Source organism: Arthrobacter sp. 05L44 (assembly GCF_056397605.1).
The window spans coordinates 155793-172353 of the sequence record NZ_JBFTNS010000002.1 but is presented as its reverse complement, the minus strand read 5'-3'; the positions used below and the strand labels follow the sequence as shown (position 1 = coordinate 172353).

General features: G+C 66.5%; 15 protein-coding genes. 8 read left to right on the top strand and 7 right to left on the bottom strand.

Annotated elements, in window-relative coordinates:
* Positions 1-105 precede the first annotated feature (105 nt).
* Complete coding sequence (locus tag AC1DHY_RS06060; protein WP_476879951.1) at positions 106-1365, top strand: amidohydrolase; 1260 nt, start codon at positions 106-108, stop codon at positions 1363-1365.
* A gap of 4 nt (positions 1366-1369) precedes the next feature.
* Here the strand turns inward: AC1DHY_RS06060 and AC1DHY_RS06055 are convergent, their stop codons facing one another.
* Positions 1370-2257 carry a helix-turn-helix transcriptional regulator gene (locus tag AC1DHY_RS06055; protein WP_476879952.1) on the bottom strand — a complete coding sequence of 296 codons (888 nt, stop codon included), beginning with the start codon at positions 2255-2257 and terminating at the stop codon, positions 1370-1372.
* A gap of 129 nt (positions 2258-2386) precedes the next feature.
* On the opposite strand from AC1DHY_RS06055, the gene AC1DHY_RS06050 reads away from it, so the two are divergent.
* Positions 2387-3586 carry an MFS transporter gene (locus AC1DHY_RS06050; protein WP_476879953.1) on the top strand — a complete coding sequence of 400 codons (1200 nt, stop codon included), beginning with the start codon at positions 2387-2389 and terminating at the stop codon, positions 3584-3586.
* Positions 3587-3666: 80 nt separating this feature from the next.
* A complete protein-coding gene (locus AC1DHY_RS06045) occupies positions 3667-3999 on the top strand; it encodes a carboxymuconolactone decarboxylase family protein (RefSeq protein WP_476879954.1) in 333 nt (110 codons plus the stop codon).
* A gap of 28 nt (positions 4000-4027) precedes the next feature.
* On the opposite strand, the gene AC1DHY_RS06040 is transcribed toward AC1DHY_RS06045, so the two are convergent.
* Both AC1DHY_RS06040 and AC1DHY_RS06035 read right to left on the bottom strand, forming a co-directional pair.
* A complete protein-coding gene (locus AC1DHY_RS06040; RefSeq protein ID WP_476879955.1) occupies positions 4028-4882 on the bottom strand; it encodes a 3-hydroxyacyl-CoA dehydrogenase in 855 nt (284 codons plus the stop codon).
* Between the two features lie 26 nt (positions 4883-4908).
* Positions 4909-5541: a TetR/AcrR family transcriptional regulator gene (locus AC1DHY_RS06035; protein ID WP_476879956.1), complete on the bottom strand. Its 633-nt coding sequence runs from the start codon at positions 5539-5541 to the stop codon at positions 4909-4911.
* A 69-nt stretch (positions 5542-5610) separates the two neighbouring features.
* On the opposite strand from AC1DHY_RS06035, the gene AC1DHY_RS06030 reads away from it, so the two are divergent.
* Complete coding sequence (locus AC1DHY_RS06030; protein WP_476903320.1) at positions 5611-8049, top strand: alpha/beta fold hydrolase; 2439 nt, start codon at positions 5611-5613, stop codon at positions 8047-8049.
* Here AC1DHY_RS06030 and AC1DHY_RS06025 read toward each other — a convergent pair.
* Together AC1DHY_RS06025 and AC1DHY_RS06020 are read right to left on the bottom strand one after the other, a co-directional pair.
* Positions 8046-8843, bottom strand: a complete 798-nt coding sequence (locus tag AC1DHY_RS06025; protein WP_476903319.1) for a dioxygenase family protein — start codon at positions 8841-8843, stop codon at positions 8046-8048. The genes AC1DHY_RS06030 and AC1DHY_RS06025 overlap by 4 nt on opposite strands.
* A gap of 100 nt (positions 8844-8943) precedes the next feature.
* Positions 8944-9663, bottom strand: coding sequence for an SDR family NAD(P)-dependent oxidoreductase (locus AC1DHY_RS06020; protein ID WP_476903318.1), 720 nt, complete (start codon positions 9661-9663; stop codon positions 8944-8946).
* A gap of 268 nt (positions 9664-9931) precedes the next feature.
* Here AC1DHY_RS06020 and AC1DHY_RS06015 point away from each other — a divergent pair, with 268 nt between their 5' ends.
* The 3 genes from AC1DHY_RS06015 to AC1DHY_RS06005 all read left to right on the top strand — a co-directional run bounded on the left by AC1DHY_RS06015 (position 9932) and on the right by AC1DHY_RS06005 (position 12662).
* Positions 9932-10687, top strand: a complete 756-nt coding sequence (locus tag AC1DHY_RS06015) for a polysaccharide deacetylase family protein (RefSeq protein WP_476903317.1) — start codon at positions 9932-9934, stop codon at positions 10685-10687.
* Positions 10688-10785: 98 nt separating this feature from the next.
* Positions 10786-11859 carry a DNA polymerase IV gene (locus tag AC1DHY_RS06010; protein ID WP_476903316.1) on the top strand — a complete coding sequence of 358 codons (1074 nt, stop codon included), beginning with the start codon at positions 10786-10788 and terminating at the stop codon, positions 11857-11859.
* A 29-nt stretch (positions 11860-11888) separates the two neighbouring features.
* The gene (locus AC1DHY_RS06005) at positions 11889-12662 is read left to right on the top strand and encodes a hypothetical protein (RefSeq protein WP_476880124.1); all 774 of its coding nucleotides are present in this window, start codon (positions 11889-11891) and stop codon (positions 12660-12662) included.
* 205 nt (positions 12663-12867) lie between these two features.
* Here AC1DHY_RS06005 and AC1DHY_RS06000 read toward each other — a convergent pair whose 3' ends face one another.
* Entirely contained in the window at positions 12868-13659 is a 792-nt protein-coding gene (locus AC1DHY_RS06000; protein WP_476903315.1) for a hypothetical protein, read from the bottom strand.
* An 813-nt stretch (positions 13660-14472) separates the two neighbouring features.
* On the opposite strand from AC1DHY_RS06000, the gene AC1DHY_RS05995 reads away from it, so the two are divergent.
* Entirely contained in the window at positions 14473-15378 is a 906-nt protein-coding gene (locus AC1DHY_RS05995) for a S53 family peptidase (protein WP_476903314.1), read from the top strand.
* A 152-nt stretch (positions 15379-15530) separates the two neighbouring features.
* Here the strand turns inward: AC1DHY_RS05995 and nrdF are convergent, their stop codons facing one another.
* A complete protein-coding gene (gene nrdF, locus AC1DHY_RS05990; RefSeq protein WP_018761532.1) occupies positions 15531-16505 on the bottom strand; it encodes a class 1b ribonucleoside-diphosphate reductase subunit beta in 975 nt (324 codons plus the stop codon).
* Positions 16506-16561: the final 56 nt, after the last annotated feature.

Below are 16561 nucleotides of genomic sequence, written 5' to 3'. Positions count from 1 at the left end.
GGCCTCCTAGCCTCCAAGGCGCACGTGCCGCCCTCGGGTCTAGGGTGGACAGTGCCAGCGGCGCCCGGACGGCCGGGCGCCCCCACCGCAAAGGAGCGCGGGCGCATGGAAAGTTCGGAGCTGGTTCTGGCGGACCTGGACCGGGAACTCGGCTGGATCCGCGAAACGTACACGGCCGTGCACCGGCGGCCTGAGCTCAGCCTCGCGGAGCACCAGACGGCCGGGCTGGTCGAGGAAAAACTCACCGCATTCGGGTACGCCGTGACCCGGTGCGGCGGCACCGGCGTCGTCGGCGTCCTGGCAAACGGGAACGGCCCCACCGTGCTGGCCCGGGCAGACATGGACGCGCTGCCGGTCACCGAAGACACCGGACTGGACTATGCCTCGGAGGTGCCCGGGACCATGCATGCGTGCGGCCACGACGTCCACGTCGCCACCCTGCTGGGAGCGGCGAAGCTGATGGCGGACGGACGCCGGGCGTGGTCGGGCACTTACGTCGCACTGTTCCAGCCCGGTGAAGAGATCGGCGCGGGTTCCCAGGCCATGATCGACGACGGGCTGGTCACCCGCGTGCCGCGGCCCGACGTCGCCCTGGCCCAGCACGTGATGCCGATAGCGGCCGGGACCCTGGCCACCACGGCCGGGCCGGTCCTCTCGGCCGGGGATTCGCTGAGGATTACTGTCCACGGCAAGGGCGCCCACGGGTCCATGCCGCACATGGCGGTGGACCCGGTGGTGCTGGCCGCCGCGATCGTGCTGCGGCTGCAGAGCGTGGTGGCGCGTGAGACCAAACCCGGGGACTTCGCGGTGGTCACCGTAGGGGCCCTGAACGCCGGGACGACGTCGAACATCATTCCGGACCGCGCGGTCCTCCTGCTGAACATCCGCACGTACGACAACCAGGTCAGGCGCACCGTCCTGGCGGCGATTGAGCGGATCACCCGGGGCGAGTGTGCTGCGGCCGGGTCGCCCCGGGAGCCCGACTTCGAGTACTACGACCAGTTTCCGCTGACCAGCAACGACGCCGCGGTCACTGCCCGGGTGAGCGCCGCGTTCGCCGCGCATTTTGGTCCGGACGCGGTTCTGCGCGCCGCGCCGCAGACCGCCTCGGAGGATTTCAGCCGCATCCCGGACGCCTTCGGGGTGCCGTACACGTTTTGGCTGCTCGGAGGGGTGGACCCCGTGAGGTACCGGGCCGCCGTCGCGGCGGGCACCGTGCCGCAGGACATTCCGGCCAACCACTCGCCCTTCTTCGCGCCCGTCCTGGATCCGACGCTGTCGCTGGGCGTCCAGGCCCACGTTGTCGCCGCCCTGTCCTACCTCGCGGCAGCCCCGGCCGGCCCCTCCGCGGTGCCCGGGGCCTGACGGGTTAACTCGTGGTGCGGTGGCGCTCCGCCGCGGGGTCCGCGCTGGCACTCCAGCTTGCAAGCAGCCGGAGCCTTTCCGCCGAGGGCGAGCCCGGCTCCGCGGTGTAGACCATCATCACCTGGCCCGGTTCGGCGGTAATGGCCAGCTCCTCGTACGCGAGGATCAGCTCGCCGGCCACCGGGTGCTGGAAACGCTTGGTTCCCGAGCCGTGGGTGCGGACATTGTGGGCACCCCAGAGCGCTCGGAACACTTCACTCCGCGTGGAGAGTTCCCCGACGAGGTCCTGCATGGTCCGGTCGTGCGGGTCCCGTCCGGCTTCGGCGCGCATGATGCCGACGCACATCTCGCTGAACAGCTCCCAGTCGGGATAGAAGTCCCGCGAGGCCGGGTCCAGGAACTGGAAGCGTGCCAGATTGGGGGTGCGGCCGCCGTCGCCGATCACCGGCGAGTAGAAGGCGCGCCCCAGCTCATTGGTGGCCAAGAGGTTCTGGTAGGGGTCCCGGACAAAGGCGACGCCGTCGGTCACGGCGTCCAGGGCCCATTGCAGGCTGAGGCGCGGACCCGTTTGCTGGCCGGAGCGCTTCCGCTGCCGGCCGGACGTAGGGATCCCGTCCGCCGCACGGGCCAGGTGCAGCAGGTGCGCGTGCTCGGCGTCGTCGAGGCGGAGGGCACGGGCGAGCGATTCCAGCACCGACGACGACGCGCCGGCGATCGAGCCGCGCTCGAGCTTCGCGTAATACTCCACGCTGACGTCGGCCAGCAGGGCGACTTCGCTGCGCCTCAGACCGGCCACCCGACGGTTGCCGCCGGCTGCGAGGCCCGCTTCTTCCGGGGTGAGCCGGGCACGCCGCGACATCAGAAACTCTCGTACTTCGGCCCGGTTATCCATGCTTCAAGATTATGCCGCGGCGACCGGACAAGGGGTCCCCTCCCGGTACACCCCTCAGCAGTGACTCCCCCGCCCGCGGAAACGGCGCTTGACTGGTTGGACCCGGAAAACAGCGCACACAGGAGACCCATGACCACCGCCACCGTCAGTGCACCATCCACACCGCCTTCCGCCCCGTCGCGCCTGCCGCTGGGGGCGCTGATCCTCCTGACCGCGATGGGCTTCGTCCTGATCAGCGCAGAGACCATGCCGGCCGGCCTCCTGCCGGTGATCGCTGCGGGCCTGCACACCAGCGAAGGAACCGTGGGCCTGCTGGTCAGCGCCTACGCCCTCGGCACCGTCCTCGCGACCATCCCGGCGATCACCCTGACACGGGGTCTCCGGCGGAAGCCGCTGCTGCTCGCCGGCATCGCCGGACTCGTGGTGGCCAACACTGTCACCGCGCTCTCCCCCGATGTCGCGTTGTCCCTCGTCTCCCGTTTCCTGGCCGGCGCGTTCTCCGGCGTCATCTGGGGAATGCTGGCCGCTTACGGCCGCCGTATCAGCCCGCCGCGGAACGCCGGCCTGTCGCTGGCCATCGTCTCCACCGGAGCCCCGCTGGGCTTCGCGTTCGGCACGCCGTTGGGCGCCTGGATCGGGACGGCGTCTGACTGGCGCTGGTCCTTTGGCGCTCTGTCGGTCCTGGCGCTCGCCGTGGTCGGGCTCATCATCGCCTTTGTCCCGGATGCCCCCGGGCAGCCAGCCACCACCCGCCTTCCGCTGGGCCGCGTCTTCCGGCTGCCCGGCGTCGCCCTGATCCTGGCCGTCATCGTCGTCTGGATGCTGGCCCACAGCACCCTTTACACCTACATCGCCCCGTATCTCCGTTCCGGGGGCACCGGCCTCACCGCCGACCTCGTGCTGCTGGTCTACGGCATCGCCTCCGTCCTCGGCGTCGGGCTGACCGGGGCCCTGCTGGACCGCTACCCGCGCCCGCTGCTGCACCTGAGTGTCGCCGCGTTTGTCAGCGCCGGAATCATCCTGCTGGCCGGGCACGGTTCGGCCCCGGCCGTCCTGACCGCCGCGGCGCTCTGGGGAGTCGCCTTTGGCGGTGCGGCCCCGCAGCTGCAGGGACCGCTGACGACGGCGGGCGGCGAGAACGCAGACGTCGCCAACTCATTCCTGCCGGTTGCCTTCAACCTCGCGATCTTCGGCGCCGGTATTCTGGGCGCTGTTCTGCTGGTTCCTTTTGACGGCTCGGTGCTGCCGGTGGTGATGGTCGGCCTGGGCGCGGCAGCCCTCCTGGTCACCTTGTACGGCCGCCGTTCAGCATTTCCACGCCGGCTCTGAACCGCCGTCGAACACGCCGGCAGCCCCAAACCTAACCCCCAACCGGCAGCCCGCGCGCTGCACCCCATGAAAGGAACATCATGACTGAACAACCCCTGCAGGTGGGAGGCGGCCGCAAGATGTTCGGCGACTTCGCCCCGAAACTCGCCGAACTCACCGACGACGTCCTGTTCGCGGACGTCTGGAACCGCCCCGAACTCTCCGCACGGGACCGCAGCCTGATCACTGTGGCCGTGCTCACCGCCGCCGGCAACACCGGGCAATTGGGCTTCCACCTCGGACGCGCCGTTGAGAACGGAGTCACCCAGGAGGAGCTCATCGAGGCCATCACCCACGTCACTCTTTATGCCGGCTGGCCCCAGGGTATGGCCGCGATGGGCGTGGCCCAGCAGCTCTTTACCGACGGGAAGTAGTCATGCCGGACCCGGCGGCCGTCCTGGCCTAGTACTTGTAGAAGCCCTCGCCCGTCGCGACACCGAGTTTGCCGGCGTCGAGGTAGTTCTCCTTCAGGTGCCGGGCAAACGCCTGCGATCCCGCCGCCGGTGACGACGCGGCAATGTTGTAGGCGGTGCCCAGGCCGACGACGTCGAAAATCTGGAACGGCCCGCTGGGGGCGCCGGTGGCAATACGCCACGTCTTGTCGATGGTCCGCGGGTCCGCGACACCCTCCAACAACAATCCCGCGGCAGCGTTCAGGAGCGGCACCAGCAGCGAGTTCAGCACATAGCCGGCTTTCTCCTTCCTGATCTCGATTGGCTCCAGCCCGCTGTTCCGGGCGAACTCGACGACGGCGCTGAACACCGCCGGATCGGTCTCGGCTGTACCCATCACCTCCGCGATGTTCTGCGCCCAGATGTTGTTGGCGTAGTGGAGGGCGAGGAATCGGTCGGGGCGGCCGGTGGAGTCTTTCAGGTCGCTGGGCAGCAGCGTGGAGGAGTTGGTGGCGAAAATGGTCCGGTCCGGGGCGAGCCCGGCAAGCTGGCGGTAGAGCCCGCGTTTGAGCTCGAGCAGCTCGGGCACTGCCTCGATAACAAGGTCGGCATCCGCTGCGGCCTCGGCCAGGTCAGCGGTGAGCCGGAGGCTTTCCAGGGCCGACCCGGCCCGGCCCTCCTCCGCGCCGGGCATGCTGGCGTGGTAGATGCCGGCGAGCCTGGCGAACCGGCCCCGGGCCAGCTCGAGGGCGGCGTCGTCGACGTCGTACGCTGTCACCGCGAAGCCGTGGAAGGCTGCCTGGAAGGCGATTTGTGAGCCGAGCACTCCGGTGCCGAGCACGGTCAGGGTCTTGATCGGGGGCATACGGTTCTTCCTTTCGGGGCCGGGCGCTAGGAGCGGCCCGGTGTATCGGACCCGTAGATGCTGCGGATCCAGATGGTTGATAGGACCTCGAGGGCGTGCGCCTCAGTGATGGCAGGGGTCTCCCGGTTGAGGACGGCGGTGATCACCCGTTCGTTCATCAGGTTCAGGCTGACCGCGAGGTCGTGGGCGTCGATCCCCTCCGGAGCGGCGCCGCGCATCCGCTCGGACCGGATCACGCCGCTGGAGTAGTCGACCCACGACTGCATCGACCTGGACCAGAGCTCACGGACTTCCTCGTTGCGTGCCCGAGCGGCGATGGCTGCGGTGGCCACCCCGCGGTGGGCAACGAACACCTCGACGAACATGCCGATGGACCGGGTCCATGCTCCGGCGGGGTCACTGTCGAAGTCCCGCGGCAGGCCCCCCACCCGGTGCTCCACTTCGGTGATGACACGGTCCAGGAGGGCCAGCAGGACGGCGTCTTTGCCCGGGAAATAGAAGTAGAACGTGGGCCGGGAGATCCCGGCCCCGCGGGCGAGGTCCTCGATCGAGACGTCATCGAAGGACCCTTCGCCTAGGAGAGCCTCGGCAGTCACGAGGATTCCGTCCTGGCGTTCGTCCCCCGAGACCCGTGCGCTGCGTCGTCCTCGTTGAGCCATGCGCCCATCCTAACCCTCCCAATCAACACGGTGTTGACTCTCTCGACTGTGAGTCGATACCTTGGCGGGATGAGCGAGCACGTGGATGTGTTGATTGTCGGAGCAGGGCTGAGCGGCGTGGGTTTCGCCAGCCGGCTGAAGCGTGACCTTCCGGGGAAAACCTTTATGCTGCTCGAATCACGCGGCGCCGTTGGCGGTACCTGGGACCTCTTCCGGTACCCGGGCATCCGCTCTGACAGCGACATGTACACACTCGGTTACTCCTTCCGGCCGTGGGCAGGCGCCAAAGCCATTGCCGACGGTGACTCCATCCGTGACTACATCCACGCCACCGTCGCAGATGAGGGACTCGAACCGCAGATCCGCCTGAACACGCGGGTTGTCGCGGCGGACTGGTCCAGTGACACGGCGTTGTGGACGGTGACCGCCGTCCGCACGGCGGCCGGCGAATACAGTGCCGACGCCGCTCCCGACGCCGGGGAGAACGTTACCTTCACGTGTTCGTTCCTGTCGGTCTGCTCGGGCTATTACCGCTACGACGAGGGGTTCACCCCGGCCATCGAGGGGGCCGACAGCTTCGCCGGAGCGATCGTGCATCCGCAGCACTGGCCGGCCGGCCTCGACTACACCGGAAAGCAGGTGGTGGTCATCGGCAGCGGAGCCACCGCCGTGACCCTCGTACCGACCATGGCGAAGTCCGCGGCCAAGGTGACCATGCTGCAGCGCTCCCCCACCTACATTGCCCCGGTGCCGTCCCGGGACCACCTCGCCGACCGGCTCCGCGGCAAGGTGCCCGCGCAACTGGCCTACGACGTCGTCCGGGCCAAAAACATCCTCTTTTCGATGTTCACCTACCAGCTCAGCCGGCGGAGGCCGGAGACCATGAAGGCCATCCTCCGGAAGTCGGCCGTCGCCAAACTGCCCGCGGGCTTTGCCGTGGACACGCATCTGGCGCCGACGTACCAGCCGTGGGACCAGCGGGTCTGCGCCATTCCCAACGGCGACCTCTACCGGGCAATCAGTGCCGGGACCGCCGACATCGTGACCGACAGCATCACCCGGATCACGCCCGACGGCCTTGAGCTGGCCTCCGGCGGCTCGATCCCGGCCGACGTGATTGTCACGGCCACGGGACTGAACCTGCTGGTGCTTGGCGGGATGGCGCTGAGCGTCGACGGCGTCCCGGTGGACGTGGGAAATACCCTCACCTACAAGGGCATGATGCTCGACGGCGTCCCCAACTTTGCGCTCACCGTCGGGTACACCAATGCGTCCTGGACGCTGAAGGCGGATCTCGTGGCCGGCTACATCTGCCGGCTCCTGAAGCACCTGGACCGCAAAGACCTGCAGTGGGTGGCGCCGGCCGCCCCGGCCGAGGTGGTCAACGCCGAGCTGGGCTCCCTGATCGACCTCAAGGCCGGCTACATCTTCCGCGGGGCGGACCAGTTGCCGCGGCAGGGTGCCGTCTCCCCCTGGCGGCTGCACCAGAACTACTTCCGCGACTTCGCACTCCTTCGGGCCGGGAGGCTTACGGACCATGTCCGCTTCGGCCGGCGCGGGCAGCGCGCCGCCGCCAGAACCCCGGAGATATTCGCGGATCCGCTCCGGCTTCCGGGCACCGGCTACATCAACGCCGGAGGGACCCGGCTGCGGTTCCGAAGGACCGGCAGCGGCGACCCTGTCCTGCTTCTGCACGGCATTGGCCAGAGCCTGGACGACTGGAGCGAACAGCACGAACGGCTCGCGGCGAAGCACACCGTGATCAGTGTTGACCTGCCCGGTTTCGCTTACTCAGACCGGCTGCCGGGACGGACGACGCTGGCGGCGCTTGCCGACGCGCTGCCCGCGTTCCTCGACGCCGTCGGGGTCAACGGCCCGGTGCCCGTGATGGGCAACTCGCTCGGCGGCGCCGTCGCCATGAAGCTGGCAGCCGACCATCCGGGCCGCGTGTCCGCACTGGTGCTGGCGAACAGTGCCGGGTTCGGGAAGGAGGTGGCGCTGGCACTTCGGCTGCTCGCGATCAGGCCGCTGGCGGCGCTGCTGATGCGCCCCGACCCGACGGCGTCCCGCCGGACCGTCCAGTCGATCTTCTACGACAGGACGCTGGTGACCGAGGACCGCATTGGCCATGCCTTTGCCTTGTCGCAGCGGGCTCAGCACCGCCAAACAGTCCTTGACGTTGCCCGCGACCTCGGTACGATCTCGGGCATCCGGGCCGAGTGGCGGGCGGCCCTGCTGGACGCGGTGGCGCGGCTGGACCTTCCCACGCTGGTGGTCTGGGGCGACCACGACCACGTCCTGCCGTTCAGCCACCTCGAGGCCGCCCTGGCGTCGCTGCCGGGCGCGGAATCGCACGTCTTCCCCAAGACCGGCCATATGCCCCAGATTGAGCGGGCCGATGAGTTCGCCGCCCTGGTTGAGGACTTCCTGGCCCGGCGCGGCACGCCCGGCGATCTGGCGACCGGCCGACCGGGGGCCGGCCGGTCGGAGGTGCGGGCTACAGTTTAGGTCAGCGTCCAGGAGCGCTTGGAGAGGCCGAACCAGAACCCGTCGATGGCCGTTTTGGCGTGCAGGTCGCCGGATTCGTAAGCGGCGCCGAGAGCCACGTACAGCGGGGCCCAGTGTTCGCTGCGGGGATGGGCTTCGCGGGCGGCCGGGGCCTTGTGCAGGAAGTCGAGGATGGAGTCGACGTCGCCGCGCGCCATTGCTTCCTCCGCCCAGTGGTCGAACTCGCGGGAAACCGACGGCGGGGTGCTGTCCGGGCCGCCGGCGGGGTTGAACCAGCGCAGGTTGTGCGTGGTGAAACCGGACCCGACGATGAGGGTGCCGCGGTCACGCAGGGGAGCCAGGGACTTGCCGAGGTCGAACAGGCCCTGCGGATCCAGGGTGGGCATGGACATCTGCACGATCGGCACGTCAGCCTCGGGGAACATCTCCTTGAGCGGAACGTATGCGCCATGATCCAGGCCGCGGGTCTCGTCACGTTCGACGTGGTGGCCGTGGCCGGCCACCAGCTTCTCCACCTCGGCGGCGAGAACGGGGGCCTGCGGGGCGGCGTAGGTGACGTCGTAGTACTTCTGCGCGAACCCGCCGAAGTCGTAGACCAGGCCGGGGTTGCGTTCCGTGGCACTCAGGGTGACCGGTGCGTTCTCCCAGTGCGCGGACACCATAAGGATGTCCTTCGGCTTCTCAAAAGTGCCGGACCAGCTGCTCAGCTCCCGGGTCCACGTGGCGTCATCCGCGAGGGGCGGCGCTCCATGGCTGAGGAAAAGGACGGGAGGGCGGCCGGTGGTCTGTGTCATGGAAACTATTCTATCCAAGTTTACTTGAAGGTTCAAGTGTCAAAAGAATGGCCGCACTTCCTCGAAAGGAAGCGCGGCCAGGGGTGCAGCGGGCGTCCGGCTAGACAGCCGTGTAGCCGCCGTCGATCGGAATGGTGGCGCCGGTAATGAACTTCGCCTTGTCACTGGCGAGGAACGTGATGAGGTCGGCAACCTCCTGGGCCTCCCCGACCCGGCCGGCCGGGTGCAGGCCGGCGTACTGCTCGAGCGTGGGTTCATCGATGAGCGGGGTGCGGATGACACCCGGGGCCACGGCGTTCACGCGGATGCCCTCCTTGGCGTACATCGTGCCGGCAGCGCGGGTCATGTTCACCACACCGCCCTTGGACGCGGAGTACGCGATGTTGTTCGAGACCGCTACAAGGCCGAACATGGAGGCGAGGTTCACCACCACACCGCCGCGGCCCTGCTTGAGCAACTGCTCGATGACGTATTTGTTGGTGTAGAACACCCCCGAGTAATCGATGCCATTGGTGCGCTCCCAGTTGTCGACGGTCGAGGTGACCACGTCGCCCTCGCCTCCGACGCCCGCCGAGGCAACGGCGATATCCACGCCGCCGAACTCCGCAACGGTCTGCGCCACCGCCGCTGCCACACTCTCAGCCTTTGAGACATCACCCTGGAAGAACTTGGCGCCGATTTCGTCGGCCACTTCCTGCGACTTGGGGTTGTAGTCGAAGATCATGACTTTCGCCCCCTCGGCGATGAAGGTCTTGGCCGTAGCCAATCCCAGCCCCGATCCGCCGCCGGTGATGAATGCGACCTTGTTCTCGAGCTGCATGAGTCAGTCCAATCTATGAGCAATGTTGCGGGCGCATCCGGGCCGGCGCTCCCGCCCTACGCTATTATATGCGTATGCATATAGTTTCCCACTAATACTTGAAAAGTCAAGTAATGAGTCCTGTTGCGTGTCTCCTCTCCCCCGGAGGTCCGCCGACGGGACGCTTGGCCCTAGTGCTGCCGGAGCACAGGCCTCAGACTTGAATCGGGAACGCTCCAATCCGCGTGCTAATCGCGGGTTGTTCCCTGAGAATGAGGTGGCTGCGCACATGAAGATCCTGCGGCTGATGCTCGTCCCTCTGATGATCATCCTCGGGCTTAACGCCCCGACGCCGACGCCGACCGCTGCCGCCGTGCATCCGGCCGTGGTCAGGATGGCCACGAACCCGATGCCGCAGCTGCTCACCGCGGCCCGCCTGTCGGCCGCCGACCAGTCCAACATCCTTCATCTCTACGCGCACAGCGCGAACGTGCGCCTGACGTTTGATGATTGCGCCACCCAGGCCCGTCTCACCGGGATCCTCAACTGGCTGCGCAAGTACAACGTGCAGGCAATCTTTTTCTTCACGGGCAAGTGCATGCTGGCCCACCCGACGTACCGCGCGCAGCTCATCGGAGCCCGCCAACTGCTGGGCAACCACAGCTTTGACCACGGCGACTACTCACGGATGACCGCCAACCAGATCAACGTTGAGGTCCGCCGCTTCGGCAGCGTCATTCCCACCACATCGCCCAAACTGTGCCGGCCTCCCTATGGAGCCGGGGCATTCAGCCTCCGGGTCTACAACGCCCTGGCCCGCGCCGGCTGCCGCCCTGCCTTCTGGACCGTCGACACCCGGGACTGGGACGGCTCATCGGCCGCCACCATCATCCGGCGCGTACAGTTCGGCGACCGTTTTACCCCGCGCGCGCGGGCCGGCGGCGTCATCCTGATGCACGGGACCGGCCCCCACACCCTCGAGGCGCTCCCGGGTGTCCGCAATGCGCTCATCTACTGGGGCCTGGCAACGTTCCATATCCGGTAGGCCGGTTGCCGGGTGTTTCGGAACGGCCCTCGGAACTCTGGCGAACGGAACGTCGGCGAACGGATGCCGGCCAGGACGGTTTAGGGCAGACTGTTGGCGTGAACGGAATCCCGTGGGTGCTGCACGTCGACCTCGACCAGTTCATCGCGGCGGTCGAAGTGCTCCGGCGGCCCGAGCTTGCCGGCAAGCCGATCATCGTCGGCGGCCGCGGTGACCCCACGGAACGGGCAGTGGTGTCAACGGCTTCCTATGAGGCCCGGGCCTACGGGGTGGGCTCCGGCATGCCGTTGCGTATCGCGGCCAGGAAAGTTCCCGACGCCGTGATCCTGCCGGTCGACCAGGAGGCCTACCTCGCGGCGTCTGAGGTGGTGATGGCTACCCTTCGCACGCAGCCTGGCGCCACCGTGCAGGTGCTGGGTTGGGATGAAGCCTTCGTCGGCGTTCAAACGGCTGATCCGGAAGCCTATGCCCGGCAGGTCCAGTCCGCCGTGCTGGAGCGCACGCAGCTGCACTGCAGCGTGGGCATCGGCGATACCCTGGTCCGGGCCAAGGTGGCCACCGGGTTCGGCAAACCGGCCGGTGTCTTCCGCCTCACCGCGGCTAACTGGCTCGAGGTTATGGGCAGCCGTCCCACCAAGGAGCTGTGGGGCGTCGGAACCAAGGTCTCCGGCCGCCTGGCCAAACTTGGCATCACGACAGTCGCCGAGCTCGCTGCGGCCGATCCCCAGGACCTGGTTCCCGAGTTCGGTCCCCGGATGGGGCCCTGGTACGCGGAGCTGGGCCGGGGCGACGGCTCCAGCACGGTGGACGCCACCCCCTGGGTCGCCCGGGGACACAGCCGGGAAACCACCTTCCAGCAGGACCTGACCGACCCTGTCCAGGTGGATGACGCCGTGAGGGACCTGACAGCGCGGGTCCTCGAGGACGTTGTGGCCGAGGGCCGTCCGGTCGTGGGACTGACCCTGAAGGTTCGCTATGCACCGTTCCTGACGAAGACCCACGCCCGGAAGATTCCGGAGACTTTTGACCGGGATACCATCCTCGCGCAGAGCCTGGACCTCGCTGCCGCCATCGAGGCGGACCGGCCCATCCGGCTCCTGGGCCTGCGGGCTGAGATGGCGATGCCCGACGACGCCCGGAAAGGTCACACGTCGACGCGCGGCGGCTGGTGACGTCGGTGGTCCACGGTACCCTCGGGACCATGACTGAAAGCCCGCAACCGGTGGACCGAGCCCGCAAGTGGATCGCTGATGCCCGCTCGTGTCATTACAGGCAGCTCACCACGCATCGCACGGTACGCCGCTTCAGGAAGACCCGACTGACGTTCACCACGGGCCAGGCGGTCACCAGTGCGGGCGGCTTCTTTCTAGCCGGCTCGAGCGGCTCCGCAGGTGCACCGGACTGGGTTGTCCTCGCTGTCCTGGCCGGCGGCTTCCTGGCCGGCAAATTCCTGTTCCCTATTCCGAGCAGCAGCATCGCCAGCCGAAGAGGCCCTGCCGACGTCGTCAGCAAAAGCGCCGGGGAGCTCGACAACCTGACGCCGGAGGAGATCCGGATCTACGAGAACAACATGATGCTCAAACACCGGCTCAAAGACCCCCGGGAACTGGGGACGGCACACGCCTTGCAGCGCCAGCGCGAGGCCGTCTGGAAGGCCGCGGAAGCCGCCGGCGTTGCACCCGCGGCCCTGGGCGCCCTGTCGGTGGTGGATGCCCAGGCCTTCGCTTCGGTGGCCGCCCGGCACAAACAGCTTGACAGCCGGTGGCTGGCCTACGAGGTCGACCCGAAACTCCAGTTCGACTTCCCCGCCATGTCCGATACCGCCTTCCCCGCGACTGCGGCCATGATCCGGGCCAGAAGGAAAGCCGAAGAGGCCAAGTCGGAGGGCAGCGTGGCCACTTACCGGTCCGCGGTCACGGCGTACGGCGAGGCCCTGAAGGTAGCCGAGTCCGCCGCGGGCGTGCCCCGGGAGTAGGCAAGGAACAGTCCGCCCGGCATGAATGTGAGACTTATGGCGGAAAGCGCCAAATGTGCACCACCGTAATTTCGCGGTTTTTTAGCTAATACTCACGTCGGCTGGCGCATCGTGTTGGCGAAATCAATGAGTGCATTCACCCCATCCAAGCGGCAGCGGGAAGCCTAAGCTCGGGCGTATCATGGGTGGCCTCACAGCTGGGGTCTCACTTTGAGTTCGGACGCTTTCGAAGAGCGAAGCGGAAAAGCCGGACCGTGGAGCCCAGCGCCAATGCAGCCATAAGCAAATATGGCAAGGTCGCGCCGAGGACGTTCTCTGGTGCAAAGGGGCCGGGAACGTTAGCACTCGGAACATCTGCGCCCGCCACCCCTCCCAACGATCTCAGCAGCTGCCACAAGGCGAAGGCGGTGAGGAGAAGACTGCCTGCCAACTGCGCCATCATGGGGAGTGCATCCCGCCAGGACCTAAACGCCCCTGCATGCTTGGGTGGCTCGTCCCCCTGTCGCGGGCGTTGAAAAGTTGGTGTGTCGTAATGACGGTCCTCCTCGGCCCGGAGTCGGCCATTCCAACCGCCGATCCCTGGTTCCCCGCTGGAAATGCCCGGGAACTCGCTGCGTAACAGGGCGAGGCATCTTTCGTTGTGGCGAACCACGACGCCGGCCAGACCCGCTGGGGGCGTCAGGAAAGCCGTGATCCGAGTGACCTGGATTTCCCCATCCGCCCGCTCCCAGACAAGCTGGTCCACTACTAAGTCCAACACCGCCGCCCGCGGAACGGTCCGGTGCCGGAAAAATCCTTGAACCGTTACTTCGGACTCGGACAGGAGAACGGCCAATCGCCAGTTCCGCCAACTCATCCACAAGAGAAAACCGACGAAAAGCGCAAACGTCGCCACATCAAGTACAGCCACGAACCATTCGCTCTCCTCGGGACCAGTCGGCGGAGGCGGCGCCTGGGCGACAACCAAGGCCAGAAACGTCAGCACAAAGGCGCCCATGGCAGCCCTCGTGACAAACAGGGGCCGGAGCGTCAACGTACGGGGCGTCGTCACCCATTCCTCTCCACTGCTGTCGGACTTTCGCGGCCCTCGCAGAATACCCGGGGCGAGGGTTACTTGAACGAAGGCGCTCCCGACGGTCAGCGCTCACAGAGCGGACGTGGCCGGACAAATCTTTCATCGGAGCTGCGGTGAATTGGGGGACAAGCATGTCTGGCTCTTGGAAGTCGACGCTCAGGCGCGGTGGCATCGTGAAATGAGCCGCTACTCCTTAAAGAAAATTATCCGGATCGATTTCGGTGGCGACTCAGACAAAGCCCAATTCGCCATCGCCGGTCCGCTTCCGCCCCGAACCACTCCCCCGCTGCTCTCGGACGGGCTGTCACCCCCGAAAAATAAATGAGTGACAACTCTCACAAATAGTGCAACACTCTCTGTCACGACGTGCTGACAGGTTTTGTCAACACGGATCACGTTGATCCTCAGGGAGAGTTTGTGAAGAAAATTCTTAGCGTCTCAGGGACCTTACTGCTGTTGGCTGGTGCGCTCTCGTCGTTCGCGCCGCCGGCAAACGCCCAGCCGGCTCCATCCGCCAACTGGCATGCGCAGAGAGTCTGCGCCGACGCTCCAAGCGGTCACGCCTCATGCTTTGCGCTAAAACTTGTCGACGACTCAGCCACGGCAAACGCAGCCCAGGGTGGAAAGGTCCAGCCCGCGTCCACCACGCCGCCGCCCACCGGTAAGACTCCGGCCGATATTCAGAGCGCCTATAACATCGCCGGCCTCAACCCCGGCGGGCGTACCGTGGCCATCGTGGACGCATACGGTTATCCGAACCTCGAGCGCGACCTTGGCGTTTACCGCGCCCAGTTTGGCCTGCCGGCCTGCACTGTCAGCAACAAGTGCCTAACCATCATGGACCAGAACGGCGGCAGTAAACTTCCCCGCTTCGACGCGGGCTGGGCTGGCGAGACGGCCCTTGACGTCGACGCGGTCTCTGCCGCCTGCCCGGGCTGCAAAATCCTGGTAGTCCAGGCATCAACAGCCAGCCTGGCCAATCTTGGAACGGCTGTCGCCACAGCCGCCAAGCAGCCGGGTGTCGCCGCTATCTCCAACAGCTACGGCGGAGGCGACTCCGCGGATTCCAGCTACGGCGCCTACTACAACCACCCCGGCATCGCCGTGACGGCCTCCACCGGCGACAACGGCTACACCGGATCGTCCTACCCGTCATCATCGAGCTACGTCACAGCAGTGGGTGGCACGTCTTTGGTCAAGGACTCGAGCACCAGGGGTTGGGGCGAATCCGCATGGTCCGGTTCGGGATCCGGATGCTCCAGTGTTAATGCGGCTCTGACAGCAGCGGCGTCATTCGGCACGGGCTGCAGCAAGCGCGCCTCGGCCGACGTCTCCGCCGACGCAGATCCGCAGACCGGCCTGTCGGTCTATGCGCCGACCACCAGCTCTGCATCGTCCTGGGCCCAGTACGGAGGCACCAGCCTTTCCTCCCCCCTGATCGCCGCCATGTATGCACTCTCAGGAAACACCGGGAACTCCTCCACACTGGCTAACTCGATTCCCTATTCACACACCAGCAGTTTCAACGATGTCACCGCAGGTTCCACGGGCAGTTGCCCGACTACGCAGTGGTGCCTGGCAGGCACTGGCTGGGACGGACCTACCGGCGTCGGCTCGCCAAACGGAGTCGCGGGCCTCTAATCGCAATCCGCACGCAAGGGTGGCCGGCAGTCCACGACTGCCGGCCACCCCTGTAATTGCAGGCAAGAGCGGAACCTAACGCGCCGCCAAACAAAGGCCCCGCACGTCGGTGACAACGTGCGGGGCCTGATGCGTTTCGTGGAAAGCGGAACCTAAAAGTCCCAGTCCTCGTCCTCAGTATTAACAGCCTTGCCAATCACATAGGACGAACCCGAGCCCGAGAAGAAGTCGTGGTTCTCGTCGGCGTTCGGCGACAGGGCCGAGAGGATCGCCGGGTTCACGTCGGTGACGGAAGCCGGGAACATGGCCTCGTAGCCAAGGTTCATCAGGGCCTTATTGGCGTTGTAGTGCAGGAACTTCTTGACGTCCTCGGCCAGGCCGACGCCGTCGTAGAGATCGTGCGTGTACTGAACCTCGTTCTCGTACAGCTCGAAGAGCAGTTCGAACGTGTAGTCCTTGATCTCCTGGCGCTTCTCCTCGGAGACCTTTTCCAAGCCCTTCTGGAACTTGTAGCCAATGTAGTAACCGTGCACTGCCTCGTCGCGGATGATGAGGCGGATCAGGTCAGCCGTGTTCGTGAGCTTTGCCCGCGAGGACCAGTACATCGGCAGGTAGAAGCCCGAGTAGAACAGGAAGCTCTCCAGCAGTGTGGAGGCGACCTTGCGCTTCAGGGGATCGTCGCCCTGGTAGTAGTCCATGACGATCTGGGCCTTCTTCTGAAGGTTCTCGTTCTCGGTGGACCAGCGGAACGCCTCGTCGATCTCCTTGGTGGAGGCCAGCGTGGAGAAGATCGAGGAGTAGCTCTTGGCGTGCACGGACTCCATGAACGCGATGTTCGTGTAGACGGCCTCTTCATGCGGGGTCAGCGCGTCCGGAATCAGCGACACGGCGCCGACGGTGCCCTGGATGGTGTCCAGCAGGGTCAGGCCCGTGAACACGCGCATGGTGAGCTGCTGCTCGGCCGGCGTCAGGGTGTTCCAGGACTGCACGTCGTTGGACAGCGGCACCTTCTCCGGCAGCCAGAAGTTGTTGACCAGGCGGTTCCAGACGTCCACGTCCTTGTCGTCCTGGATGCGGTTCCAGTTGATCGCCTCGACGTGGCTAAGCAGCTTGACCTTCTCGGTCATGTCATCCCCTCAATGTTGGGTTAGTTCTCTAAGTTAAAGCGTACGACGGCGGGCGG